The organism is Dongia sp. (assembly GCF_041906375.1).
Taxonomy (GTDB): Bacteria; Pseudomonadota; Alphaproteobacteria; order Dongiales; family Dongiaceae; genus Dongia.
This window is the reverse complement of record NZ_JAYRJJ010000001.1, coordinates 1,295,729-1,319,057: the sequence shown is the minus strand read 5'-3', so window position 1 is coordinate 1,319,057 and position 23,329 is coordinate 1,295,729. Positions and strand designations below refer to the sequence as shown.

Annotated in this window: 19 protein-coding genes and 3 tRNA genes; 4 read left to right on the top strand and 18 right to left on the bottom strand. The window is 62.0% G+C overall.

All coding sequences use genetic code 11. The features are described from left to right. Positions 1-90 precede the first annotated feature (90 nt). Genes ACE3OA_RS06120 through ACE3OA_RS06100 form a run of 5 tightly spaced genes read right to left on the bottom strand, consistent with a single transcriptional unit; the run spans position 91 to position 4,969 of the window. A complete protein-coding gene (locus ACE3OA_RS06120) occupies positions 91-870 on the bottom strand; it encodes a GNAT family N-acetyltransferase (protein ID WP_374308959.1) in 780 nt (259 codons plus the stop codon). Continuing rightward, positions 867-2,117: a hydroxysqualene dehydroxylase HpnE gene (gene hpnE / locus ACE3OA_RS06115; protein ID WP_374308957.1), complete on the bottom strand. Its 1,251-nt coding sequence runs from the start codon at positions 2,115-2,117 to the stop codon at positions 867-869. The genes ACE3OA_RS06120 and hpnE overlap by 4 nt, the downstream gene beginning before the upstream one ends. Then, positions 2,104-2,940: a presqualene diphosphate synthase HpnD gene (hpnD, locus tag ACE3OA_RS06110; RefSeq protein ID WP_374308955.1), complete on the bottom strand. Its 837-nt coding sequence runs from the start codon at positions 2,938-2,940 to the stop codon at positions 2,104-2,106. The genes hpnE and hpnD overlap by 14 nt, the downstream gene beginning before the upstream one ends. Next, positions 2,937-3,791: a squalene synthase HpnC gene (gene hpnC / locus ACE3OA_RS06105; RefSeq protein ID WP_374308953.1), complete on the bottom strand. Its 855-nt coding sequence runs from the start codon at positions 3,789-3,791 to the stop codon at positions 2,937-2,939. Before hpnC ends, hpnD begins: the two co-directional genes overlap by 4 nt. Next, positions 3,788-4,969, bottom strand: a complete 1,182-nt coding sequence (locus tag ACE3OA_RS06100; RefSeq protein WP_374308951.1) for a glycosyltransferase — start codon at positions 4,967-4,969, stop codon at positions 3,788-3,790. The genes hpnC and ACE3OA_RS06100 overlap by 4 nt, the downstream gene beginning before the upstream one ends. A gap of 292 nt (positions 4,970-5,261) precedes the next feature. Between ACE3OA_RS06100 and ACE3OA_RS06095 the strand changes: the two genes are divergently transcribed. After that, positions 5,262-6,449 (top strand): ATP-binding protein, encoded by a 1,188-nt coding sequence (locus ACE3OA_RS06095; RefSeq protein WP_374308949.1) that lies wholly within the window; start codon positions 5,262-5,264, stop codon positions 6,447-6,449. Between the two features lie 62 nt (positions 6,450-6,511). Here the strand turns inward: ACE3OA_RS06095 and rpoC are convergent, their stop codons facing one another. From rpoC to ACE3OA_RS06035, 12 genes are all read right to left on the bottom strand, one after another. Then, the gene (gene rpoC / locus ACE3OA_RS06090) at positions 6,512-10,681 is read right to left on the bottom strand and encodes a DNA-directed RNA polymerase subunit beta' (protein WP_374308947.1); all 4,170 of its coding nucleotides are present in this window, start codon (positions 10,679-10,681) and stop codon (positions 6,512-6,514) included. A 63-nt stretch (positions 10,682-10,744) separates the two neighbouring features. After that, positions 10,745-14,935: a DNA-directed RNA polymerase subunit beta gene (rpoB, locus tag ACE3OA_RS06085; RefSeq protein WP_374308945.1), complete on the bottom strand. Its 4,191-nt coding sequence runs from the start codon at positions 14,933-14,935 to the stop codon at positions 10,745-10,747. Between the two features lie 279 nt (positions 14,936-15,214). Beyond that, positions 15,215-15,586, bottom strand: coding sequence for a 50S ribosomal protein L7/L12 (gene rplL / locus ACE3OA_RS06080; RefSeq protein ID WP_374308942.1), 372 nt, complete (start codon positions 15,584-15,586; stop codon positions 15,215-15,217). 64 nt (positions 15,587-15,650) lie between these two features. Next, complete coding sequence (rplJ, locus tag ACE3OA_RS06075) at positions 15,651-16,166, bottom strand: 50S ribosomal protein L10 (protein WP_374308940.1); 516 nt, start codon at positions 16,164-16,166, stop codon at positions 15,651-15,653. 362 nt (positions 16,167-16,528) lie between these two features. Continuing rightward, positions 16,529-17,230 carry a 50S ribosomal protein L1 gene (gene rplA, locus ACE3OA_RS06070; protein ID WP_374309228.1) on the bottom strand — a complete coding sequence of 234 codons (702 nt, stop codon included), beginning with the start codon at positions 17,228-17,230 and terminating at the stop codon, positions 16,529-16,531. Next, complete coding sequence (gene rplK / locus ACE3OA_RS06065) at positions 17,227-17,661, bottom strand: 50S ribosomal protein L11 (RefSeq protein WP_374308938.1); 435 nt, start codon at positions 17,659-17,661, stop codon at positions 17,227-17,229. The genes rplA and rplK overlap by 4 nt, the downstream gene beginning before the upstream one ends. Before the next feature lie 125 nt (positions 17,662-17,786). After that, the gene (gene nusG / locus ACE3OA_RS06060) at positions 17,787-18,317 is read right to left on the bottom strand and encodes a transcription termination/antitermination protein NusG (protein WP_374308936.1); all 531 of its coding nucleotides are present in this window, start codon (positions 18,315-18,317) and stop codon (positions 17,787-17,789) included. A 5-nt stretch (positions 18,318-18,322) separates the two neighbouring features. Beyond that, entirely contained in the window at positions 18,323-18,520 is a 198-nt protein-coding gene (gene secE / locus ACE3OA_RS06055) for a preprotein translocase subunit SecE (protein WP_374308934.1), read from the bottom strand. A 48-nt stretch (positions 18,521-18,568) separates the two neighbouring features. Next, a tRNA-Trp gene (locus tag ACE3OA_RS06050) sits at positions 18,569-18,644 on the bottom strand. Positions 18,645-18,777: 133 nt separating this feature from the next. Next, a complete protein-coding gene (gene tuf, locus ACE3OA_RS06045; protein ID WP_374308932.1) occupies positions 18,778-19,968 on the bottom strand; it encodes an elongation factor Tu in 1,191 nt (396 codons plus the stop codon). A 96-nt stretch (positions 19,969-20,064) separates the two neighbouring features. After that, positions 20,065-20,138 (bottom strand) — tRNA-Gly (locus ACE3OA_RS06040). 74 nt (positions 20,139-20,212) lie between these two features. Next, positions 20,213-20,298, bottom strand: a tRNA-Tyr gene (locus ACE3OA_RS06035). Between the two features lie 163 nt (positions 20,299-20,461). Between ACE3OA_RS06035 and rlmB the strand changes: the two genes are divergently transcribed. The 3 genes from rlmB (at position 20,462) to ACE3OA_RS06020 (ending at position 22,938) form a co-directional block, all read left to right on the top strand. Then, the gene (rlmB, locus tag ACE3OA_RS06030; RefSeq protein ID WP_374308930.1) at positions 20,462-21,328 is read left to right on the top strand and encodes a 23S rRNA (guanosine(2251)-2'-O)-methyltransferase RlmB; all 867 of its coding nucleotides are present in this window, start codon (positions 20,462-20,464) and stop codon (positions 21,326-21,328) included. Between the two features lie 17 nt (positions 21,329-21,345). After that, the gene (locus ACE3OA_RS06025; RefSeq protein WP_374308928.1) at positions 21,346-21,753 is read left to right on the top strand and encodes an EF-hand domain-containing protein; all 408 of its coding nucleotides are present in this window, start codon (positions 21,346-21,348) and stop codon (positions 21,751-21,753) included. A gap of 132 nt (positions 21,754-21,885) precedes the next feature. Then, complete coding sequence (locus ACE3OA_RS06020; RefSeq protein ID WP_374308926.1) at positions 21,886-22,938, top strand: Fe(3+) ABC transporter substrate-binding protein; 1,053 nt, start codon at positions 21,886-21,888, stop codon at positions 22,936-22,938. Positions 22,939-23,010: 72 nt separating this feature from the next. Here ACE3OA_RS06020 and ACE3OA_RS06015 read toward each other — a convergent pair whose 3' ends face one another. Further along, positions 23,011-23,232 (bottom strand): hypothetical protein, encoded by a 222-nt coding sequence (locus tag ACE3OA_RS06015; protein ID WP_374308924.1) that lies wholly within the window; start codon positions 23,230-23,232, stop codon positions 23,011-23,013. Positions 23,233-23,329 lie beyond the last annotated feature (97 nt).

Here is a 23,329-nt window from a genome sequence, read left to right as displayed (position 1 = left end):
TGCTGAAAAATCGGCCGGAGTATACGCGCCGACCGATGCGATGAAAAGTATCCCCTCTGGGGTAGCCAGGGTGGCAATAAACCCTATATATCAGCGTATTAGATCGAGCTGTGCACGCCGATCAATGGTGCCAAACCCTAAGCGCCGATAGACTTTGAGAGCCGCCTCATTGTCGCTGGTCGTCGCCAGATAGACGGTGTCGAAGCCATTGGCCGCCAGCACGGCAAGAAGCTCCGCGCCGACGGCGGCTGCCAATCCCCGCCCGCGTCTATCCTCGGCAGTTGCGAAATGGCCGATCAAACTCGCCCGCAGATTTCGGCTCTTTGCCAGCGTACCTGCGCAGGCAACCAATCGACCTGCTTCGAAAGTGCCGACAAACGGCATTGCCAGCATGTAGGGAGCGAACACGGTTTCCGGATGATATAAGCTATAGAACGCTGCGGCCGCATCAATATCGTGTGGTCCCAGGGACCTGCAGCGCCCATCAGAAGCCGAAGTCGCCTTCGCCTCAGTCGACATGACGACCATTTCCCGTGTCTGCCGCCACCGCCCGCCCGCCAATGACTGGTATCGTTCCCTTTCAGCGACGGGGGCATGCACTTCCACGGCACCGGAACGATCCATGCAAGCCGCTATGTCACGATCCGAAACGGCGCCGGCGACAGAAAATACGGAGAGATCGCCGAAAGCGGCGCCAAGGATGAGCCCTTCGCCGTCGACCGAGAACAGAAACAGGCGGTTATCGATTCCGTGCGCCAGATCTTCGACGGCCGTCGCCCAGTAGAAATTCGACAAGGCGTCGTCGCTGACGATCGCTGCGGCACGATCCCGCTCCACCTTCGAGAGCGATGAAAGTGGTCGGAAGCTCACGCCTCAAGCACGGCTGCTGCCGAGAAGCCGGACTGGATCGCCCCTTCGATCGTGGCGGGCCAGCCGGTATCGGTCCAGTCACCAGCCAGGAACAGATTTGACCAGTTCGTCTTGGGTCCCGGACGGCGGCGCAGTTGCTCCGGTGTCGCGGCGAAGGTCGCCCGCTTTTCCTTGACTACGCGCCAGACGGGCAGCCGCACATTGCCGAGATTGCAAGCGCGGGCAACGTCATTCCACAAACGCTGCGCCAGTTCCTCGGCCGGCAGATCGACGATCGGCTCGGCGGCCGATGTCGTCGTCGAGAGAATGCCCGGCTTCACGAAGACCCATTCCGCCGTTCCACCGACAACGCCGATGAACGGCTCGGCCGGTACCGGACCATCCCATTTGAAATGCGCGTTGACGATCGCCCGGAACGCATTTGGCGCCGTGAGATCCGGCAGCAGGTCCGCCGCGACAGCTGCGGTCACAGCCAGGACCACCTTGTCATTCGGCCCCAGAGCAATTTCCGATCTGCCGAAATCGAGATGCGAGATGCGGCTATTGGTGAACTTCAAGGCGCGCAGGCGATGACCGAACAGGATCTCTGCACCCCGCGCCCGCAATTGCCCCAACGCCGGCTCGACCAGGCTTTCCGACAATCCCTGATGCGGCATCAGAGGATGAAGTGCCGCGCCGCCCTGTCCGAACGTATCGCGGAACAGCCGCCCCAGAAGCTTGGCCGAAGCCTCTTCAGGCGCGGTATTGAGGGCCGCAACACAAAGCGGTGCCCACAGGCGGCGATAGGCGGTCTTCCGCTTGTCGACAATATCTGTCACCACGGCATTCTCGCCGGCACGCGCCAGTCGCTCGGCATCGAGATAGTCGAGCAGCGAGGTGCCCTTGGCCCGGCGGCTCGGTACCAGCAGCCACCAGGGCATCAAGCCCTCAGTCGGGCGCACTTGCCAGGTTTCGTTCGTCGCCAGATCGATGAAGGGGAAGATCGCCTTGTCCCGGGTCGAGAAAGTCGCCGTGGCGCCGATCTCCGAAATATAGGCCATGGCGGCGAGGTTGCCGCTGACGATCAGGTGATTGCCGTTGTCGATGCGGCAGCCAAGTTCGGCATCCTCATAGGAGCGGCAGCGGCCCCCGGCTTGGCTTGCCGCTTCATAGAGCGTTACCTGCCGGCCGGCACGCGCCAGGCGCGTCGCGGCTGCAAGACCGGCCAGGCCGGCGCCGACAATGTGGACGCGCTCAGAGGAAGCCATAACGCACGGCCAGCCAGATCTTGCGCCATTTCGGCACTTTGATTTCGGTGGTGAGATCGCGCCAATCCCAGGCGATGAGCTTGTCGAGCAGCGCCCCATAAACGGCACCCATGATGCGCGCCGGGCGCATCGGTTGCTTGGCGCATTGCCGCATCGCCGCATCGGCCTTGGCAAAATGCTGCTTGGCCACAGCGGCCAGATCGCGGCAGACGCGCGGCAGGTTCGGGTGGCTGCGAATGACGGCAAGGTCCTGGCTCTCGATACCATGCTTGGCCAGGAGATCGCGCGGCAGATAAAGCCGCCCGCGACCGGCATCTTCTTCGATGTCGCGCAGGATATTGGTGAGCTGCAACGCGCGCCCCAGGTGATAGGCAACCTCATCGGCCACCGCTTCCGTGGCACCGAAGGCCCGTACCGACAGGCGGCCGACGGCCGAGGCGACCCGGTCGCAGTATAGATCCAGCGTCGCCATATCCGGCGCCTGGATCGTGTCGGTCGCATCCATCTCCATGCCGTCGATGACGGCCAGGAAGTCCTCGCGGCGCAAACTGAATTCCCGCATCGGCTTCAGCAAGGCCAGCGAGATCGGCTGGCTCGGCTGGCCGGCAAAGAGCCGGTCAATTTCCACCCGCCATTCCGCCAGGCGCCGCTGCTTTTCCGGCTGTGGCGCCTCCTCATCGGCGATGTCGTCGACCTCACGGCAGAAAGCATAGATGGCGAACATCGCCTCGCGCCGGGCCTCGGGCAGCAGGCGCATGGCCGCGTAGAAAGACGTACCGGACGCCTTCACCTGCGCGGCAATTGCCTCGGTTCCGTCCGTCATCGTTTCTTCGCCAACAGCGCCCACAACACACCTTCAATCATTGCCGTTACGAAGAAGAGCTTGGTCGGCTTCACCCGCTTCGCCAGCGGATCGTTGTGGCGCAGCTGGCCGATCATCTTGTCGGCCAGACGCACGATCGTCGCGGATTCAGCGCGCAGGCGGAAGTCCTTCAACCGCCCTGGCAACAGCCGCGCCTCGACCATCAAGGCATCGGTCTTGTCCAGCAGGGCATCCAGAGTCTCGCGCATGCCCGCAACAGAGGCGCTGGCGGAAAGCTGTTCAGTCACCACACCGCATGCCGCTAGATGATCCTGCGGGACGTAGACCCGGTCCATCTCAAGATAGTCGACGCCGCAATCCTGCAGATGGTTGATCACCTGCAAAGCGGCACAAAGCGCATCCGAAGGTGCCCGCGCCGCCGCCGGCTCGCCGTGGAGGTCGAGCAACTGCCGCCCGACCGGTGCCGCGGAATAGCGGCAATAAGTCATCAGCTCATCCCAGCTCGCATAGCGCTGCTTGGTGGCGTCCATGCGGAAGGCCTTGAGAAGATCAGTCGAATTGACCGGTGACACATTGGTCGCTGCCAGCGAGCGCCGCAGGTCGGCCGCCTGCGGAATGTCCTCCCGCACCGGATCGAGCAGCACCGCTTCCATCAGATCGAGCCGCGCCACCTTGTCTTCGGGCGACAACGCCGCATTGTCGGCGATATCGTCACCCATGCGCGCAAATCGGTAGAAGGCATGCACATGGGGCCGAAGATCCGCGCGGATGAGCGCGGATCCGACCGGGAAGTTTTCCGTCGCGGCGGACTTGCCGGAGGGCGTTGCGATCTCTGCCATGCTGCCGGTCATGCGGCACTCTTCTTCACATTCTCTGCCTGCGCGCGGCCCTTCCACTGCCCGCCTTTGCCGGACCAGTAACGCAGCGCCGAGGCAACAGTCGCCGCCGTGTAGAAGCAGGCGACCAGCGGCAGGAACGGCGCCCACAGCGGCGAGCGCTGGTAGTTGGATAGCGTCGGCAGATAGGCAAAGGCCATGATGGCCCAGGCCATGATGCCGAGCGGCCGGATGCCGGGGTCGGGGCTGATCGTCATGAGCGGCGGCAGCAGATAAGTGGCGGCCATGCCGAGCACCGACCCAAGCAACAGCAAGACGGAATGATTAAGCTGGGTGAAAGCCGAGCGCGCGATGAGGTTCCAGATGTCGCGCCATTGCGGATAGCCGCGCAGGGAAACGACATTGCTGGCGAGGCCCAGCCAGATCGGCCCGGTTGTCTTGATCGCACGGCCCAGGGCGCAATCGTCGATGAGGGCACCGCGAATGGCAGCGATACCGCCGATTTTCTTCAGGGCCGCAGCACGGACCAGCATGCAGCCGCCAGCGGCGGCACCGAGCTTGTGCTTGGGGTCACGCACCCAGGCAAAGGGGTAGAGCTTCTGGAAAAAGAAGATATAGGCCGGGATGAGCGCCTTTTCGGCAAAGGTATCGGTGCGCAACCTGGCCATCAGCGAGACCATGTTGTACTTGCCCTGCTCCGCCCGCGCGACCAAGCGCGACAGGCTGTCCGGCGCATGATGGATATCGGCATCCGTCAGCAGGAAATAGGTGGCGCCGGGCGCGATCCGCTGGGCCTCGGCCAGCCCTTGATTGACCGCCCAAAGCTTGCCGGTCCACCCCGCAGCCAGCTTCTTTCCCTGGAGAATGTACAGGCGATGCGAATTGTCGGCCGCGATGGCTTTGGCGGCGGCGAGCGCTTCCTGCCTCGTGCCATCCTCGCTGTTGTCATCCACCAGGATGATCGTCAGCTTACCCGGATAGTTCTGCTGCAACAGCGCGGTGACCACCTGTCCCACCACGCCGGCCTCGTTGCGGGCGGGCACAATCGCCGCCACGTCCGGCCAGGGACCGTCGGTGCGCACGACGGCATCCGCCGTTTCCGGCCTTTCCCGCCAGAAGGCGCCGCGAAACAACAGCAAATAGAGCCAGATACCGGCAGGAACGCCGGCGAGGGCGATGAAGAATTCGGACATGCGGTTCCTATAGCCGGAACGGGTCAGTCATTCCACCCCCAACTGACCCGGAAAGACCACCTATCGGCCATCGTGCTGCCATGGGCGATGCAGCATAATGTGCTGATTCTAAAGCTTTGCGGTTTGAATAAATGCCGCCCACCAAAGAGCGCCGGATGCCTCCTTGCGCAGGGTCTGTTTATCGCCAATGATAAACGCCTGGGGCAATCGGCTACCGAGGGCTAGGCGGTGGTCTTTGCGACTGGTTGGGGCTGGGTGCTATCCGCGGCCTCACCGGTGGGAGGACACGAAAGTGACCAACCACAATCCGGAGAAGGCCGGTCGCATCGCCGATCCGGCCAGAATCGCGCACACCTCGCAGCCTGGGGCCGCAGGAACGGTCGCCCCTGAATTTGCGCTCTCCCCCGACCCGCTCCTCAGCCTGCAACCTGACGGCACGATTCTCAGCGTCAACCAGCGTGCTGCCGAGATGTTCAGTTGCCATGGCCGGCTGATGATCGGTGCCCATATTGGCGCCTTTCTGGAAGGTTTGCCTGACACTGACGCCAAGCCCTCCATTGCCCGCCTGATGGAAGCCCTCAGCACCGGCGACGGAACACCCATCGAGACGGTGGCGCACAAGCTCAGTGGCGACAGTGTGCCCGTTGAAATCACCACGGCCCTGCATCACCAGGGCGACCAACCGATCATCATCGCCGCGATCCGTGACATCACCCACAGAAAGCAGAACGAGCGTGTATTGACCAAGGCAAAGGAGCAGGCTGAACGTGCCAACGTCGCCAAGCTCGATTTCCTCGGCCAGCTCTCGCACGAACTGCGCACACCGTTGGCCGCCATCATCGGCTTCGGAGAGGTCATGCGCGACGAGATGTTCGGGCCTATGGGGGTAAAACTTTATCAGACCTATGCCGCCGACATCTGCAAGAGCGGCCGGCAGTTGGCCGACGTGGTTGAACGGATCATCGACGTGACCCGGCTGGAAGGCCGCATGGCGGTCGCCCATACGCGCACGGCCGACCTCGCTGAAATTGTCGATCGCGTCCTCGCTACGCATGCCGCCGCCGCTGCGATACAGGGCGTTCGCCTCACCCACAATCTGCGGCGCGGCAGCATTCCCGTCGTGCTGGACGATGAAACGCTTGAAAAGATGATCGGCCATGTCGTCGAGAATGCCATCAAGCACAATCGCTTCGGCGGCAAGGTCGAGATCGCCGGCGCCGTGCAGGCCGCCAGGGAAAGCGATGCCGCGCAGGTTCTCCTCACGGTGACCGACAACGGCCCCGGGTTCCAGACGGATCAACTGCGCCAGTTGCAGAACTCGATCGATTCCAATCAGCACCAGAACAGCGGCGGCTTGTCCCTCTGCGGTGCCTTCCTGCACCTCATCGGTGGCAAGCTGTCGATCAGCAGCGCTCCCAATCTGGGGACGACGGCCACGCTTCAGTTTCCGCAGCGCTATGACGGCCGCTGGCGCCCCTGAAATGAAAAACCCCGCTGCCGGAAGCAGCGGGGTTCCCCACAGGACTTGTCGGAAAGTCTGGCTTAGGCCACTTCGGCCTTCGGCGACTGGTCGGTGATCGCGGCGTTCTTTTCCGCGGCCGCCTGCAGTTCCTTGTCGCGGGATGCCGCAACCTGCTTCAGGCGCGCCATCACCGAGCCTGTGCCGGCCGGGATCAAGCGACCGACGATGACGTTTTCCTTGAGACCGATCAGCGTGTCGACGCGGCCCGAAACCGAGGCTTCGGTGAGGACACGGGTGGTCTCCTGGAACGACGCCGCCGAGATGAACGAACGGGTCTGCAGGCTGGCCTTGGTGATGCCGAGCAGCACCGGCTTCGCGGTGGCGAGGCGGCCGCCTTCCTTGAGGACCTTCTCGTTCTCGATCTCCAGTTCCGTGCGGTCGATCTGCTCGCCGGCAAGGAACGTGGTGTCGCCCGGATCGCCCACTTCGACCTTCTGCAGCATCTGACGAACGATCACTTCGATGTGCTTGTCGTTGATCTTCACGCCCTGCAGACGATAGACCTCCTGGATCTCGTTGATGAGATAGGAAGCCAGCGCTTCGATGCCCAGCACGTTGAGAATGTCGTGCGGCACGGGGCTGCCGTCCATGAGAAGATCGCCCTTCTGGACGTAATCGCCTTCCTGGACCGAGATGTGCTTGCCCTTCGGGATCAAATACTCTACCGGCTCGACGCTGGCATCATCCGACACGACGACGATGCGGCGCTTGGCCTTGTAGTCCTTGCCGAATTCGACGCGACCGGCGCTTTCGCTGATGATCGCGTAATCCTTGGGCTTGCGGGCCTCGAAGAGTTCGGCGACACGCGGCAGACCGCCGGTGATGTCACGCGTCTTCGAGCTCTCGCGCGGGATACGGGCCAGCACGTCACCGGCGCGGACATGCGCACCGTTCTCGACCGACAGAATGGCGTCGACCGACATGAAGTAGCGAGCTTCCACGCCGTTCGGCAGGGTCACCACATTGCCCTTGTCGTCGCGTAGCGTCACGCGCGGACGCAGGTCCGCACCACGCGGCTGCTGCTTCCAGTCGACGACGACGCGGCTGGAAATACCGGTCGTTTCGTCGAGCACTTCGCGCATCGACAGGCCTTCGACCAGGTCGATGTAGTTCACGATGCCTTCTTTTTCGGTGATGATCGGCAGCGTGTAGGGATCCCATTCCGCGAGCTTCTGGCCCTTGGTCACCTTGGCGCCGTGATCCTGGATCAGCTTGGCGCCATAGGGCACGCGGTGACGCGCGCGTTCGCGACCCTGATCGTCGACCAGGACGATTTCGCAGTTACGGCCCATGACGACGGGGATGCCGTCGCTGTTCATGACGATGTTGCGGTTCTTCACCTGCACTTCGCCATTATAGGTCGCTTCAATCGCCGACTGTTCGGCACCACGCTGTGCCGCACCGCCGATGTGGAAGGTACGCATGGTAAGCTGCGTACCCGGCTCACCGATCGACTGCGCGGCGATGACGCCGATGGCTTCGCCGATATTGACCGGCGTACCGCGGGCGAGGTCGCGGCCATAGCAGGCGGCGCACACGCTGGTCTTGGTATCGCAGGTCAACACCGAGCGGATTTTCACAGTGTCGACACCGGCGCGTTCGATTTCGTCCGCCATCGGCTCGTCGATGAGGACGCCGCGGGCGGCAATGACACGACCCGAGAGCGGATCCTTCACGTCGGCCGCGACGGTGCGGCCGAGGATGCGCTCGGACAGCGCCGCGATCGTTTCGCCGCCTTCGACCACCGCCTTCACGGTGAGGCCGTTTTCGGTGCCGCAATCGAGTTCGGTGATGATGGCGTCCTGGGCGACGTCGACCAGACGACGCGTCAGGTAACCGGAGTTCGCCGTCTTCAACGCGGTGTCGGCCAGACCCTTACGGGCGCCGTGGGTCGAGTTGAAGTACTCGAGCACCGAGAGGCCTTCCTTGAAGTTCGCGATGATCGGCGTTTCGATGATTTCGCCCGACGGCTTGGCCATCAGGCCGCGCATGCCGGCGAGCTGCTTGATCTGGGCGGCAGAGCCACGGGCGCCGGAATGGGCCATCATGAACACCGAGTTGATGCCCTTGCCGGTCGATTCCTTGGACATGACTTTCATCATTTCCTCGGCCACGCGCTCGGTGCAGTTCGACCAGACGTCGACGACCTTGTTGTACTTTTCACCCTGGGTGATGAGACCGTCCTGATACTGCTGCTCGTATTCCTTCACCTTCTGCTGGGCATCGGCGACGAGCTTCTTCTTCGCTTCGGGGATGATCATGTCATCCTTGCCGAAGGAGATGCCGGCCTTGCAAGCCTGGGCAAAGCCGAGACCCATAATGCGGTCGGCGAAAATGACCGTCTCTTTCTGGCCGCAATGACGATAGACGGAGTCGATCACGTTGGTGATCTCCTTCTTCGTCAACACGCGGTTGATGAGCGCAAACGGCAGGTTCGGATGGCGCGGCAGCACTTCCGACAGGATCATACGGCCAGGCGTCGTCTGCACGATGCGCACGACCGGCGCACCTTTCTCGTCGACGGTCTTCAAGCGCGCCTTGATCGGCGTATGCAGGGTGATGACCTTGGCTTCCAACGCGTGCTGGATTTCGCCGATATCGGCAAACGCCATGCCTTCGCCGGGTTCCCCCTTGCCTTCCATCGTCAGGTAATAGAGGCCCAGAACGATATCCTGGCTGGGGACGATGATCGGCTTGCCGTTGGCAGGGCTGAGGATGTTGTTGGTCGACATCATCAGCACGCGCGCTTCGAGCTGGCTTTCCAGCGACAGCGGCACGTGGACCGCCATCTGGTCACCGTCGAAGTCGGCGTTGAAGGCGGTGCAGACCAGCGGATGCAGCTGGATGGCCTTGCCTTCGATCAGCACCGGCTCGAAAGCCTGGATGCCGAGGCGGTGCAGCGTCGGCGCGCGGTTGAGCATCACCGGATGCTCGCGAATGACCTCTTCAAGGATATCCCAGACCTCGGGACGTTCCTTTTCGACCATGCGCTTGGCGGCCTTGATGGTCGAGGCCATGCCGTAGATCTCGAGCTTCGAATAGATGAACGGCTTGAACAGTTCGAGCGCCATCTTCTTCGGCAGGCCGCATTGATGCAGCTTCAGTTCAGGACCGACGACGATGACCGAACGGCCGGAATAGTCGACGCGCTTGCCGAGCAGGTTCTGACGGAAGCGGCCCTGCTTGCCCTTCAGCATGTCGGAGAGCGACTTCAGCGGGCGCTTGTTGGCGCCGGTGATGACGCGGCCGCGACGGCCGTTGTCAAAGAGAGCGTCGACCGCTTCCTGCAGCATGCGCTTTTCGTTGCGCACGATGATGTCCGGCGCCTTCAGCTCGATGAGGCGCTTCAGGCGGTTGTTGCGGTTGATGACGCGACGATAGAGATCGTTGAGATCCGAGGTCGCAAAGCGGCCGCCGTCGAGCGGCACCAGCGGACGCAGTTCCGGCGGAATGACCGGAATAACGTCCATGATCATCCACTCAGGCTTCGAACCGGATTCGAGGAAGGCGTCGACCAGTTTGAGGCGCTTCACCAGCTTCTTGCGCTTGGCCTCCGACGCGGTTTCACGCAGCTCGACCTTCATCGTCTCGCGCTCGTCGGCGAGATCGAGCGAGGAGAGCATGCCCTTCAGGGCTTCGGCGCCGATACCGGCCTGGAACGCGTCCTGGCCGTATTCATCCTGGGCGTCGAGATACTGTTCCTCATTGAGCAGCTGATGCTGCTTCAAGGGCGTCAGGCCCGGCTCGATGACGACGTAGTTTTCGAAATAGAGAATGCGCTCGAGATCCTTCAGCGTCATATCGAGCAGCAGGCCGATACGGCTGGGGAGCGATTTCAGGAACCAGATATGCGCCACGGGCGAAGCCAGCTCGATGTGGCCCATGCGCTCGCGCCGGACCTTCGAGAGCGTCACTTCCACGCCGCACTTTTCGCAGACGATGCCGCGATACTTCATGCGCTTGTACTTGCCGCACAAGCATTCGTAATCCTTGATCGGACCGAAAATGCGGGCGCAGAACAGGCCGTCGCGCTCCGGCTTGAAAGTCCGGTAGTTGATGGTTTCCGGCTTCTTGATCTCGCCGAACGACCACGAGCGGATCCGCTCCGGGCTCGCGATCGAGATGCGGATATTGTCGAAGGTCTGCGGGCCCTGGGGCTGTCCGAAAACGCTCATCAGCTCTTGATTCATTGCCATCTCCTTCCGCTGCTCTCCCGGCGGGCATCACCCGCCGGGATCAAGCAGCTATCCGATTTAGTAGTCGTTCTGCGTCAATTCGACATTGAGGCCGAGCGAGCGGAGTTCCTTCACGAGGACGTTGAAGCTCTCCGGGATGCCGGACTCGAAATTGTCGTCGCCACGAACGATGGCTTCGTAGGTCTTGGTACGACCGGAAACGTCGTCGGACTTCACCGTCAGCATTTCCTGCAGCGTGTAGGCGGCGCCATAGGCTTCGAGGGCCCAGACTTCCATTTCGCCGAAGCGCTGGCCGCCGAACTGCGCCTTGCCGCCCAGCGGTTGCTGGGTCACGAGGCTGTACGGACCGATCGAACGCGCGTGAATCTTGTCGTCGACCAAGTGGTGGAGCTTCAGCATGTAGATGTAGCCCACGGTCACCTTGCGCTCGAACACGTCGCCCGTGCGGCCGTCGATCAGCGTCACCTGGCCGGAGCTCGAAAGCCCCGCCTTGGTCAGCATCTCGACGATGTCCTCTTCGCGCGCGCCGTCAAAGACGGGCGTTGCGATGTGGACGCCACCGCGCAGGTTGCCGGCGAGTTCCATCAGCTGGTCGTCGGGCAGTTCCATGACTTCGGACTTGTAGGTCTTCTCGCCATAGATGTCCTTCACGGCCTTGCGGAGTTCCGCGTATTTGCCGTTTGAGCGCACCTGGTCGACCATCTCGCCGACCTGACGGCCGAGATTGGCGCAGGCCCAGCCGAGATGGGTCTCGAGGATCTGACCGACGTTCATGCGCGACGGCACGCCCAGCGGGTTGAGGACGATGTCGACCGGACGGCCGTCTTCCAGATAGGGCATGTCTTCGCAAGGAACGATGCGCGAGACGACACCCTTGTTGCCGTGACGGCCGGCCATCTTGTCGCCCGGCTGCAGCTTGCGCTTCACCGCGACGAACACCTTCACCATCTTCATGACGCCCGGCGACAGCTCGTCACCGCGCTGCAGCTTCTCGACCTTGTTTTCGAAACGCTTCTCGAGGGCCGAGACGCTCTCGTTGAACTGCTTCTTCAAGGCCTCGATCTCGGCCATGCGCTTGTCGTTCTTGATGCCGATCTGGCGCCACTGGCCCGGCGTGAACTCCGAGAGCACCTTGTCGGTGATCTTGGTGTCGGCCTTGAGCGTCTTCGGCCCACCGGCCGCGAGCTGGTTGACCAAAAGTTCCTTCAGGCGGCTGTAGAAGTTCCGCTCCAGGATCGCCTTTTCGTCATCGCGGTCCTTGGCAAGACGTTCGATTTCGGCGCGCTCGATGGCGAGCGCACGTTCGTCCTTGTCGACGCCGCGACGCGAGAAGACACGCACTTCGACGATCGTGCCGGAGACTCCCGGCGGCAGGCGCATCGAGGTATCGCGCACGTCCGAGGCCTTTTCGCCGAAGATGGCGCGCAGCAGCTTTTCTTCCGGCGTCATCGGGCTTTCGCCCTTCGGCGTCACCTTGCCGACCAGGATGTCGCCCGGCTTCACCTCGGCACCGATATAGACGATACCGGCTTCGTCGAGGTTCTTGAGCGCTTCTTCACCGACGTTCGGAATGTCGCGGGTGATTTCTTCCTGGCCCAGCTTCGTGTCGCGGGCCATGCATTCGAATTCTTCGATATGGATCGAGGTGAACACGTCGTCGGAGACGATGCGTTCCGAGATCAGGATCGAATCTTCGAAGTTGTAGCCGTTCCACGGCATGAACGCGACCAGCACGTTGCGGCCCAACGCCAACTCGCCGAGCTCGGTCGACGGACCGTCGGCGATGATGTCGCCCTTCTCGATGATGTCGCCGACACGCACCAGCGGGCGCTGGTTGATGCAGGTGTTCTGGTTCGAGCGCTGGAACTTCAGCAGGTTGTAGATGTCGACACCCGGCACCGCCGAATCCGTCTCGCCGGTGGCGCGGATGACGATACGCGTCGCATCGATCTGGTCGACGATGCCGGCGCGCTTGGCGGCGATGGCGACGCCGGAATCGCGTGCCACGGTGCCTTCCATGCCGGTACCGACCAGCGGCGATTCCGCGCGCAGGAGCGGCACGGCCTGACGCTGCATGTTCGAGCCCATGAGCGCGCGGTTGGCGTCATCGTTCTCAAGGAACGGGATGAGCGCCGCGGCGACCGAAACGAGCTGCTTCGGGCTCACGTCGATGAAGTGGATGTCCTCACGACGCGACATGATGAAGTCGCCGCCGCGACGGCAGGAGATGAGGTCGTCGACCAGGCGGCCCTTCGCGTCGAATTGCGCGTTGGCCTGGGCGATCGTGTACTTTCCCTCTTCCATGGCCGAGAGGTAGATCACCTCGTCGGTGACATGGCCCTTCTCCACGCGCCGATACGGGCTTTCGATGAAGCCGTACTGGTTGACGCGGGCGAAGGTCGCCAGGCTGTTGATGAGACCGATATTCGGACCTTCCGGCGTTTCGATCGGGCAGATGCGGCCGTAATGCGTCGGGTGCACGTCGCGCACCTCGAAGCCGGCGCGCTCACGCGTGAGACCACCCGGCCCAAGGGCCGACAGGCGGCGCTTGTGGGTGATTTCCGAAAGCGGGTTGGTCTGATCCATGAACTGGCTGAGCTGCGACGAGCCGAAGAACTCGCGCACCGCAGCGGCAGCGGGCTTGGCGTTGATGAGGTCATGCGGCATGACCGTGTCGATCTCAACCGAGCTCATGCGCTCGCGGATCGCGCGTTCCATGCGCAGCAGGCCCAGACGATACTGGTTCTCCAGCAATTCGCCGACCGAACGCACGCGGCGATTGCCGAGATGGTCGATATCGTCGATTTCGCCACGGCCGTCCTTCAGGTCATGCATGACCGAAAGGATGGCGAGGATGTCTTCCTTGCGGAGAACGCGGACAGTGTCGTCGGCGCCGGCTGGATCGAACTGCTCCTTCGACAGGACCGAAAGACGCGAGTTCATCTTCACGCGGCCAACCGAGGAAAGGTCGTAGCGCTCAAGATCGAAGAACAGGCCGCGGAACAGGGCTTCCGCCGTATCCAGGGTCGGCGGCTCGCCGGGGCGCATGACGCGGTAGATGTCGATGAGCGCTTCTTCGCGGCTCGAATTCTTGTCCGCCTTCAGCGTGTTGCGGATATAGGGGCCGACATTGACATGGTCGATGTTGAGCGTGGCCAATTCCTTGGCGCCGGTCTCTTCGAGCGTCGCCAGCGTCGCCTGGCTGATTTCGTCGCCGGCTTCGATGAGGATTTCGCCCGTCTCTTCATTGACGACGTCGAGGGCCGAGAAGCGGCCGATGATTTCCTCGGGCTGCACCAGCATGTCCTTGAGACCGGCTTCCTGCAGCTTCTTGGCGAGGCGCGGCGTCATCTTGGTGCCGGCTTCGGCGACGACCTTGCCGGTCTTGGCGTCGACCAGATCGGCCACCAGCTTGATGCCCTTGGTGCGCTCGATATCGAACGGCGTGGTCCAGCCCTTCTTGGTCTTCGAGAAGACGACCTGGCTGTAGAAGAAAGCGAGGACCTCTTCGGTCGACATGCCGCCGAAGCGACGATCGTCTTCCGTGAGCTGTTCGCCCTTCTTCACTTTGGCGTCGACAGTCTTGTTCCACAGCGCCAGCAGCAGCGTCGTCGCCGGCAGCTTGCGGCGGCGATCGATGCGCACATAGACCAGATCCTTGGCGTCGAATTCGAAATCGAGCCACGAACCGCGATACGGGATGACGCGCGCGGCAAACAGATACTTGCCGCTGCTATGCGTCTTGCCCTTGTCGTGGTCGAAGAACACGCCGGGGCTGCGGTGCATCTGGGAAACGACGACGCGCTCGGTGCCGGCAACGACAAAGGTGCCGCTATGCGTCATGAGCGGCATGTCGCCCATGTACACATCCTGCTCCTTGATGTCGCGGATGGAGCGGGCGCCGGTTTCCTCGTCATGATCCCAGACGACGAGACGCAGGGTCACCTTCAGCGGCGCGGCAAAAGTCATCCCGCGCTGCTGGCATTCCTCGACGTCGTATTTCGGCTCTTCCAGCTCGTAACGAACGAACTGCAGTTCGGCCTTCTCGGAGAAATCCCGGATCGGGAAGACCGACCGGAATACTTCCTGAAGGCCGGAATTCTGACGCTTTTCCGCAGTCACGCCGACTTGGAGAAACTGATCATAGGAGCTCTTCTGCACCTCGATCAGATTCGGCATGGTGGTGACCTCGGCGATACGGCCAAAGGTCTTGCGGATGCGCTTGCGGCCGGTGAACGACTTCGACATTGACATCCCTCGTCTCAAACTGTGGGGCCAGCGAACAGTGGAAACCCCGCTGCTCGCTCAAATCTCTACCGCCCGTTCCTCTCTTCGGAACTTTCGCCGATCGATCGCATTGAACCGATCCCGGGCGCGGTGGCGGTCACCGCTGCGATCATCTTCGCCGACCCTGGAAGCCGGCGGGCGCCGATCACGAGACGCCCGAAATGGCCGTATCTCTGGAGGCGCGGAAGCGCCGAGCCTTGCGGCCGGCGCTCCCCCACCCCAGAAATCGGCTAACCGAGCTTACTTCAGCTCGACCTTGGCGCCGGCAGCTTCGAGCTTCTTCTTCAGCTCTTCGGCTTCGGCCTTGCCAACGCCTTCCTTCACCGCCTTCGGTGCACCTTCGACGAGGTCCTTGGCTTCCTTCAGGCCGAGACCGGTGATGGCGCGCACTTCCTTGATCACGTTGATCTTGTTGGCGCCGCCATCGACGAGCACGACGTTGAATTCGGTCTTTTCCTCGGCGGCCGGGGCGGCAGCGCCACCAGCGGCAGCAACGGCCACCGGGGCCGCGGCGGAAACGCCCCAAGCTTCTTCGAGCTTCTTCGAAAGCTCAGCAGCTTCGAGCACGGTGAGCTTCGAGAGCTCGTCAACCAGCTTCTGCAAATCAGCCATTTTATTCTCCTAGGCTTAAGTCTTGTTGGGTTCGAACTTCAGTATTGGGTCGCGGATCGGCCTATCAGGCCTCACCCTTCCGGGCGTAAGCGCCAAGAACGCGCGCCAGCTGGCCAGCAGGGGCTCCAGTGACGACGGCCAAACGGGTGGCCGGGGTCTGCAGCATGCCGACGAGTTTCGCACGCAGCTCATCCAGCGACGGCAGGGAGGCCAAGGCCTTGATCCCATCGGCGCCCAAAGTCTGGGTGCCCATCGAGCCCCCGACGATGCTGAGCTTGTCGTTTGTCTTGGCGTACAGCACGGCGACCTTTGCGGCCGCGATCGGATCCGCCGAATAGGCGATGGCCGTCGGGCCCTTGAGGAATTTCCCCAGGTCTTCGTGCTTGGTACCCTTCAGAGCGAGCTGTGCTAGCCGATTTTTGGCGACTTTAAAGCCGGCTCCGGCCGCCCGCATCTTGCGACGCAGGTCAGACACTTCGGCGACGCTCAAGCCGTTCTGCTGGGTAACAACCACCAGATTTGCGGTGTTGAGTGTCTCCTGGAGTTCCGTGACCAGCTTCTCTTTGCCAGATCGGTCCACGTTTCGTCTCCGATTACTAATGACCCCTTGCTCCATCCCCCAATAGTCCGAGGGGGGAACGCGGGACCGGTTACAATTGGACCTTCCGACCCATCTCATCAGTCCTCAATGAAGAGGACGCCCAAGACAGAACCGGAAGCTCCGGTTGACCTGTCCCAGAAGTTCGATCCGAACGAGACACATGCCACATGGGCACCTGCCGGAATTCGGTTCGCCTCTGTCTATTGCAGGCGAAAGGCGGAGCGACCTTCCATTAGTCCCCTACGCCCAGGGGACCTGCAGTCTCGGACAGGGAGATGAACGATTGCTCGTTCATCCTTCAGCGGGGCTCCGGACGAACCGGAGCCCCGCCGAAACTCTGATTACTCGGCTGCCACCAGATTGGCGACGTCGAGCTTCATGCCCGGGCCCATGGTCGAAGCCAGCGACACCTTCTTAATGTAGGTGCCCTTGGCGCCCGCGGGCTTGGCTTTGTTGATCGCGCTGACGAACGCCTTCACGTTGGCAACCAGATCGGCTTCCGAGAAGCTGACCTTGCCGACGCCGGCATGGACGAGACCGGCCTTTTCGGCGCGGAACTCGACCTGGCCGCCCTTGGCCGCTTTCACGGCTTCGGCGACGTCGTTGGTGACAGTGCCGAGCTTCGGGTTCGGCATCAGGCCGCGCGGACCCAGGACCTTACCGAGCTTGCCGACCGTAACCATCATGTCGGGCGTCGCGATGACGCGGTCGAAATCCATCTTGCCGGCCTGGACCTGCTCAGCCAGATCGTCGGCGCCGACCAGATCGGCACCGGCCTTCTTGGCCGCTTCGGCCTTGTCGCCCTTGGCGAACACGGCGACGCGGACGGTCTTGCCCGTGCCGGCCGGGAGCGAAACGACGCCACGGACGTTCTGGTCCGCATGCTTCGGATCGATGCCGAGGTTCATGGCGATTTCGATCGTCTCGTCGAACTTCGTCTTGGCGCGCGCCTTGATCTCCTTCACTGCTTCCTGCAGCGAATAGAACTTGTTCGCGTCGAGACCTTCATAAGCCTTTTTAATGCGCTTGCCGGTCATGATTATTCCTCCACAACCTGCAGGCCCATCGAACGGGCGGAACCGCGGATCATTTCCGCCGCCGCGTCGATGTCATGCGCATTGAGATCGGCCATCTTCTGCTTGGCGATCTCGCGGCACTGGGTCATCGTCACCTTGCCGACGAAGGCGCCGATGCCGGTCGTCTTCGAGCCCTTGTCGATCTTCGCGGCCTTCTTCAGGAAGTAGCTGGCCGGCGGGGTCTTGGTGACGAACGTGAACGAACGGTCGCTGAACGCGGTGATGACCACCGGAATCGGCATGCCCGCTTCCAACTGCTGGGTCGCCGCGTTGAACTCCTTGCAGAACTGCATGATGTTCAAGCCGCGCTGACCAAGTGCAGGACCGACGGGCGGCGACGGATTCGCCTTACCGGCCGGGATCTGCAGCTTAATGTAGCCTTCGATCTTCTTTGCCATGATGAAACCTCGTAATGGGAACCTTCACCCGGTCCCTTGGGGTTTTGTGGTCCGGCCCTGGCTGGCCTCCCACACTCTCAATCCGGCGAAACCGTCACCGGGCGGATAGACAGGCGATCGGGTCGTTAGACCTTTTCGACCTGCGAATACTCAAGCTCGACCGGCGTCGCGCGACCAAAGATTGAAACCGCCACTTTCAGGCGGCCCTTTTCTTCGTCGACTTCCTCGACATGGCCGGTGAAGGAGGTGAACGGACCGTCGTTGACGCGGACCTGCTCGCCCACTTCGAAAATGATTGCGCGCTTCGGGCGCTCGATGCCCTCCTGCACCTGATGCAGGATGCGCTGCGCTTCGGCTTCCGAGATCGGGCTGGGCTTGCCCTTGCCGCCGAGGAAACCAGTGACCTTCGGCGTGTTCATGATCAAGTGCCAGGACTCGTCGGTGAGTTCCATGCGCACCAGGACGTAGCCCGGGAAGAACTTGCGCTCGGCATTCACCTTCGAACCGCGGCGGACTTCGACCACTTCCTCGGTCGGCACCAGCACGTCGGTGATCAGCTCCGCCATGTCCTTCTGCTTGGCCTGTTCGCGGATCGACTCAGCGATCTTGCGCTCAAAGCCGGAATAGACATGGACCACGTACCAACGATGCGCCATGCGCTTTAGCTCCCCAGACCCAGGACCGAGGTGATGCTCCATGAAAGGATGGCATCAACCGCGAGGAAGAAGACGGAAGCCACGGCTACCATCACGAACACCATCGAGGTGGTGATGGTGGTTTCCTTGCGGCTCGGCCAGGTGACTTTCGCCACCTCTGCCCGGACCTGCCGGAAGAACTCCATCGGACTTGTCTTCGCCATCGTTCCGGAACCTGAAATCAGCTTCAAAAAATAACGCGTCGCAGTGGGTGGCAGGGGCAGCAGGGATCGAACCCGCAACCTTCGGTTTTGGAGACCGACGCTCTACCAGTTGAGCTATGCCCCTATTCACTCACTACTAAACCAAACAACTTGCCGGCCCTTGTAACGCCGATCCGGCGACCGCTTGCAGCAGCCGCCGGAGCAGCATTTCCGGGCCTATGGAAGCGGCTATGAAAGCCGCCCCACTCTATCGGGCCTTACTCGACGATCTTGGCGACGACGCCGGCGCCGACGGTACGACCGCCTTCGCGGATGGCGAAGCGCAGGCCTTCATCCATGGCGATCGGGGCGATCAGATTGACCACCATCGAGATGTTGTCGCCGGGCATCACCATTTCGGTGCCTTCCGGCAACTCGACCGTGCCCGTCACGTCCGTCGTGCGGAAGTAGAACTGCGGGCGATAGTTGGAGAAGAACGGCGTGTGACGGCCACCCTCTTCCTTGGTCAGAATGTAGGCTTCCGCCTTGAACTTGGTGTGCGGGGTGATCGAGCCGGGTTTGGCCAGAACCTGGCCGCGCTCGACGTCCTCGCGCTTGGTGCCGCGCAGCAGCGCACCGATGTTGTCACCCGCCTCGCCGCTATCCAGCAGCTTGCGGAACATTTCAACGCCGGTCACCGTCGTCTTCACCGTGGCTTTGAGACCGACGATCTCGACTTCCTCGCCGACCTTCACGATGCCGCGCTCGACGCGACCCGTGACCACCGTGCCGCGACCCGAGATCGAGAACACGTCTTCGATCGGCATCAGGAACGGACGATCCTTCGGACGCTCCGGCTGCGGGATGTATTCGTCAACCGCCGCCATCAGCTTCAGGATCGCGTCATGGCCGAGTTCCGGCTGCTTGTTCTCCAGCGCGCACAGGGCCGAACCGCGGATGATCGGAATCTTGTCGCCCGGGAAATCGTACTTCGACAGCAGCTCGCGCACTTCCAGCTCAACGAGGTCGAGCAGCTCGGCGTCGTCCACCATGTCGCACTTGTTCATGAACACCACCAGCGCCGGCACGCCGACCTGGCGGGCCAGCAGGATGTGCTCGCGCGTCTGCGGCATCGGGCCGTCAGCGGCCGAAACCACCAGAATGGCGCCGTCCATCTGCGCCGCACCCGTGATCATGTTCTTCACGTAGTCGGCATGGCCCGGGCAATCGACGTGGGCGTAGTGGCGGTTCTTCGTCTCGTACTCAACGTGAGCCGTCGAGATCGTGATGCCGCGCGCACGCTCTTCCGGCGCCTTGTCGATCTGGTCGTAGGCCGTGAACGTCGCACCGCCCGTCTCCGCCAGAACCTTCGTGATCGCCGCCGTCAGCGACGTCTTGCCGTGGTCAACGTGGCCGATCGTGCCAACGTTGCAGTGCGGCTTGTTACGCTCAAATTTAGCCTTCGCCATGTCCGTACAATCCTAAGAACCAGAATTGAAATCGTTTCTTCTAAACTCTTCACCTGCCGCGGACCGACCGAAGCAATCGATCCGCCGCGAATCCTTTGGAGCGGGTGACGGGAATCGAACCCGCGTAGCCAGCTTGGAAGGCTGGAGCTCTACCATTGAGCTACACCCGCCCGGTCACCTCGCATCCGTCGCATCGCCACCCGTGAAACACCTGCCGGACCTGGCAAATGCCCATAGGGGAGCTTGGTGGAAGGGGTAGGATTCGAACCTACGTAGGCCGAAGCCAACGGGTTTACAGCCCGTCCCCTTTAGCCACTCGGGCACCCTTCCATCGCGCTCGACTCCGCCTGAGCGGAGACGCGGACTTATGAGCATTTAACCGACCGTGTCAACTTGAAATCACAGCAAAAACTCCCGTTCGCGCCGATTTCGATTCCGGCCCGAAGGGAGTTAGGGTAAAGCTCCGTCTATCGACATAATCATAGAGTCCGCCATGTCCCCGCGCAAGCCATCAAAGCCCCCACAGAAGCACCGGGAAAAGTCCGACGATCGCGGACAACGGCATTTTCAGGGATCGGCGACGAATCAGGGTCGCAATCGCCAAGCCGGCGGTCCGCGCGCTGAAACAAAATTACCATCGCCCGCCGCCGGGGGTGGTCCGGGTGGCTATTGGCTGTTCGGGCATCATGCAGTGGAAGAGGCACTTAAGAACCCGCGCCGGCAAATTCACCGGGTCGTGGCCGCCGGCGACGCAGCTGCGTCATTAGGACGCAATGTCGCCGTGGAGGCCGTCGAGCGCGATTTCATCGACAAACTGGTCGGCCGCGACGTCGTCCACCAGGGCATCGCCGCCCGCGTTTCGCCCCTTCCCGAGACCGACATCTACGAAATCTGCGACCTCGGCCGCAATCGCGAGCAGGCGACGGTGGTGGTGCTGGACCAGGTCACAGATCCGCACAATGTCGGCGCCATCCTGCGCTCGGCCGCGGCTTTTGGTGCCATCGGCATCATCCTCACTGAACGGCATGCGGCCCCCGAAAGCGGCATCCTTGCCAAATCGGCCTCAGGCGCCCTGGAACATGTGCCGCTGGTGCGCGTTACCAACCTCGCCCGCGCCATGGAGGAGTTGAAGGAAGCGGGTTTCTGGTGCATCGGCCTCGCCTCCGAAGCCAAGCAGACACTTTCTTCCATAAAATCAGGCGGTAAGGTAGCACTCTGCCTCGGTGCCGAAGGGGCTGGCCTGCGCCGCCTGACGCGGGAGCATTGCGATCTGCTGGTGCGTCTGCCGACGTCGGGGCCGATCGATCACCTCAATGTGTCGAACGCGGCGGCGATTTCGCTATATGAATTGGCCCGCTGATTTCTCAAGGAATTTCAATGCGCTTCTCCCCCGGCCTCCTGGCCCTCCTGCTCTCGGCGGGCATCGCTTTTGCCCAGAACACCCCCGATTTCCGCGGCGCCTATTTCAACCGGCTCGACCAGCGCAAGACCGGCGGCTTTACACTGGCTGATCTGCAGCGCATTTCCGCCAAGGAATTCAAGCGCATAGATGACAACAAGGATGGCGGCCTGTCGCTCGAGGAATACACCTTCGGCATCCCCTCCGAGCGTCAGGATGCGATCGATTTCTTCACCGCCCGCTTCCAGCGGTCCGACTATAATGGCGACGGCAAGGTCGACTTCACCGAGGATCAGGCCTATTGCGTCGACCTCGTCACCGAGGCGGATACGAACAAGGACGGCATCGTCAGCCGTGACGAGTTCATGGCGGAAGTGAGCAAATAACCGTCGCTATAGAGACACTTTGAGTCTCCGAAAAGGGGTCGTAACCCCCCTTGAATCCCTCCGAAAATACCCCTTATAAGATCTATTGCGAGTTATTCTTACTTGCACCCGCGTCTTCAACAAAGGGTCATCATGCACCAGCTCAGCACCTCTGCCCTCACCCGCCGCGCTTTCGGCGCCCTCTCCTTGGCCGCCATTGCCACCCCCTTCGTGAAACGCACGCACGCTGCCGGAGGTGAGGTGAACATCTACAGCGCCCGCCACTACCCGGCCGACGAGACCCTTTATGCGCTGTTCACCGAGGCGACGGGGATCAAGATCAACATCATCCAGGGCACGGCAGAGGAACTGATGGAGCGCGTGAAGCTGGAGGGTGAGAGCTCGCCAGCCGATGTCTTCGTCACGGTCGATGCCGGCAATCTGTGGCGGGCCCAGGAAGCGGGCGTGTTCCAGCCCACCAAATCGGCGCTGCTCGACGAGAAGATCCCGGCGCACTTCCACGAGCCCGCGGGCCATTGGTTCGGCTTTTCCACCCGCGCCCGCGTCTTCGTCTTCGACAAGACCAAGGTGCGACCTGAGGAGATGAGCAGCTATGAGGATCTCGCCGATCCGAAATGGCGCGGCCGCATCCTCGTGCGCTCGTCCAACAACATCTACAACCAGTCGCTGCTGGCCTCGATCATCGAGCATGACGGGCCTGAGAAGGCGGAGGCCTGGGCCAAGGGCCTGGTCGCCAATTTCGCTCGTAAACCTGAGGGCGGCGACACCGACCAGATCAAGGCGCTGATCGCCGGCGAAGGCGATATCGCCATCAGCAATACCTATTATTTCGCGCGCATGCTGAACGACAAGGACGAGGCGGTGCGCAAGAGCCTCGAGAACCTCGCCGTCTTCTTCCCCAACCAGGCCGATCGTGGCACGCATGTGAATGTCTCGGGCGCCGGCATCGCCGCCTTCGCCCCCAACCGCGACAATGCCCTGGCCTATCTCGAATTCATGGCGTCGCCGCAGGCGCAGGAAATCTTCTCCGGCGCCAATTACGAATACCCGGTGGTGGCCGGCTCAAAAGTCTCCGACACGGTGGCAAGCTGGGGCGATTTCAAACGGGATGAAGTCAACGTCTCGGCGCTGGGGCGCAACAATGCCGCCGCGGTGATGATCATGGACCGCGCGGGCTGGCGCTGAACTCTAGCTATCAAAACGAAAAAGGCCGCCGGTCATTCCGGCGGCCTCATTCAATTCTGGATCGCGCGTCGATCAGACGGTGATGTCGAGACGCTTGGCGCTGGTGCCGCTGACGTCGCCGGATTCCGTGCTTTCCTCGACCACTTCGGTCTTCTTGAGGTCGGCCTCTTCGGCGACACGGTTGTTCTGGCGCTGCACTGCGTTTGTGCTCGCCGTCTGACTGCTCTGCTGTACGCCGGAGAACCGAGCTGCCTCAACACCGGCAGCGACGGCACCGATCTGGCTGATGGCCATGGCCCAGCCTCCTGGTTCGTTAGAGTTACAGGGAAGATTGGACTTCCGGGCGCCAAGCGCAAGCACAATCAGTTACGAATTTAATAGAGTTTTAGGT

What these genes read in the sequence shown, in the direction of transcription:
- hpnE (WP_374308957.1), bottom strand. Translation starts at nt 2,117, where the DNA reads ATGGCTTCCTCTGAGCGCGTCCACATTGTCGGCGCCGGCCTGGCCGGT.
- hpnD (WP_374308955.1), bottom strand. Translation starts at nt 2,940, where the DNA reads ATGACGGACGGAACCGAGGCAATTGCCGCGCAGGTGAAGGCGTCCGGT.
- hpnC (WP_374308953.1), bottom strand. Translation starts at nt 3,791, where the DNA reads ATGACCGGCAGCATGGCAGAGATCGCAACGCCCTCCGGCAAGTCCGCC.
- ACE3OA_RS06100 (WP_374308951.1), bottom strand. Translation starts at nt 4,969, where the DNA reads ATGTCCGAATTCTTCATCGCCCTCGCCGGCGTTCCTGCCGGTATCTGG.
- rpoC (WP_374308947.1), bottom strand. Translation starts at nt 10,681, where the DNA reads ATGAATCAAGAGCTGATGAGCGTTTTCGGACAGCCCCAGGGCCCGCAG.
- rpoB (WP_374308945.1), bottom strand. Translation starts at nt 14,935, where the DNA reads ATGTCGAAGTCGTTCACCGGCCGCAAGCGCATCCGCAAGACCTTTGGC.
- rplL (WP_374308942.1), bottom strand. Translation starts at nt 15,586, where the DNA reads ATGGCTGATTTGCAGAAGCTGGTTGACGAGCTCTCGAAGCTCACCGTG.
- rplK (WP_374308938.1), bottom strand. Translation starts at nt 17,661, where the DNA reads ATGGCAAAGAAGATCGAAGGCTACATTAAGCTGCAGATCCCGGCCGGT.
- nusG (WP_374308936.1), bottom strand. Translation starts at nt 18,317, where the DNA reads ATGGCGCATCGTTGGTACGTGGTCCATGTCTATTCCGGCTTTGAGCGC.
- secE (WP_374308934.1), bottom strand. Translation starts at nt 18,520, where the DNA reads ATGGCGAAGACAAGTCCGATGGAGTTCTTCCGGCAGGTCCGGGCAGAG.
- tuf (WP_374308932.1), bottom strand. Translation starts at nt 19,968, where the DNA reads ATGGCGAAGGCTAAATTTGAGCGTAACAAGCCGCACTGCAACGTTGGC.
- rlmB (WP_374308930.1), top strand. Translation starts at nt 20,462, where the DNA reads ATGTCCCCGCGCAAGCCATCAAAGCCCCCACAGAAGCACCGGGAAAAG.
- ACE3OA_RS06025 (WP_374308928.1), top strand. Translation starts at nt 21,346, where the DNA reads ATGCGCTTCTCCCCCGGCCTCCTGGCCCTCCTGCTCTCGGCGGGCATC.
- ACE3OA_RS06020 (WP_374308926.1), top strand. Translation starts at nt 21,886, where the DNA reads ATGCACCAGCTCAGCACCTCTGCCCTCACCCGCCGCGCTTTCGGCGCC.
- ACE3OA_RS06015 (WP_374308924.1), bottom strand. Translation starts at nt 23,232, where the DNA reads ATGGCCATCAGCCAGATCGGTGCCGTCGCTGCCGGTGTTGAGGCAGCT.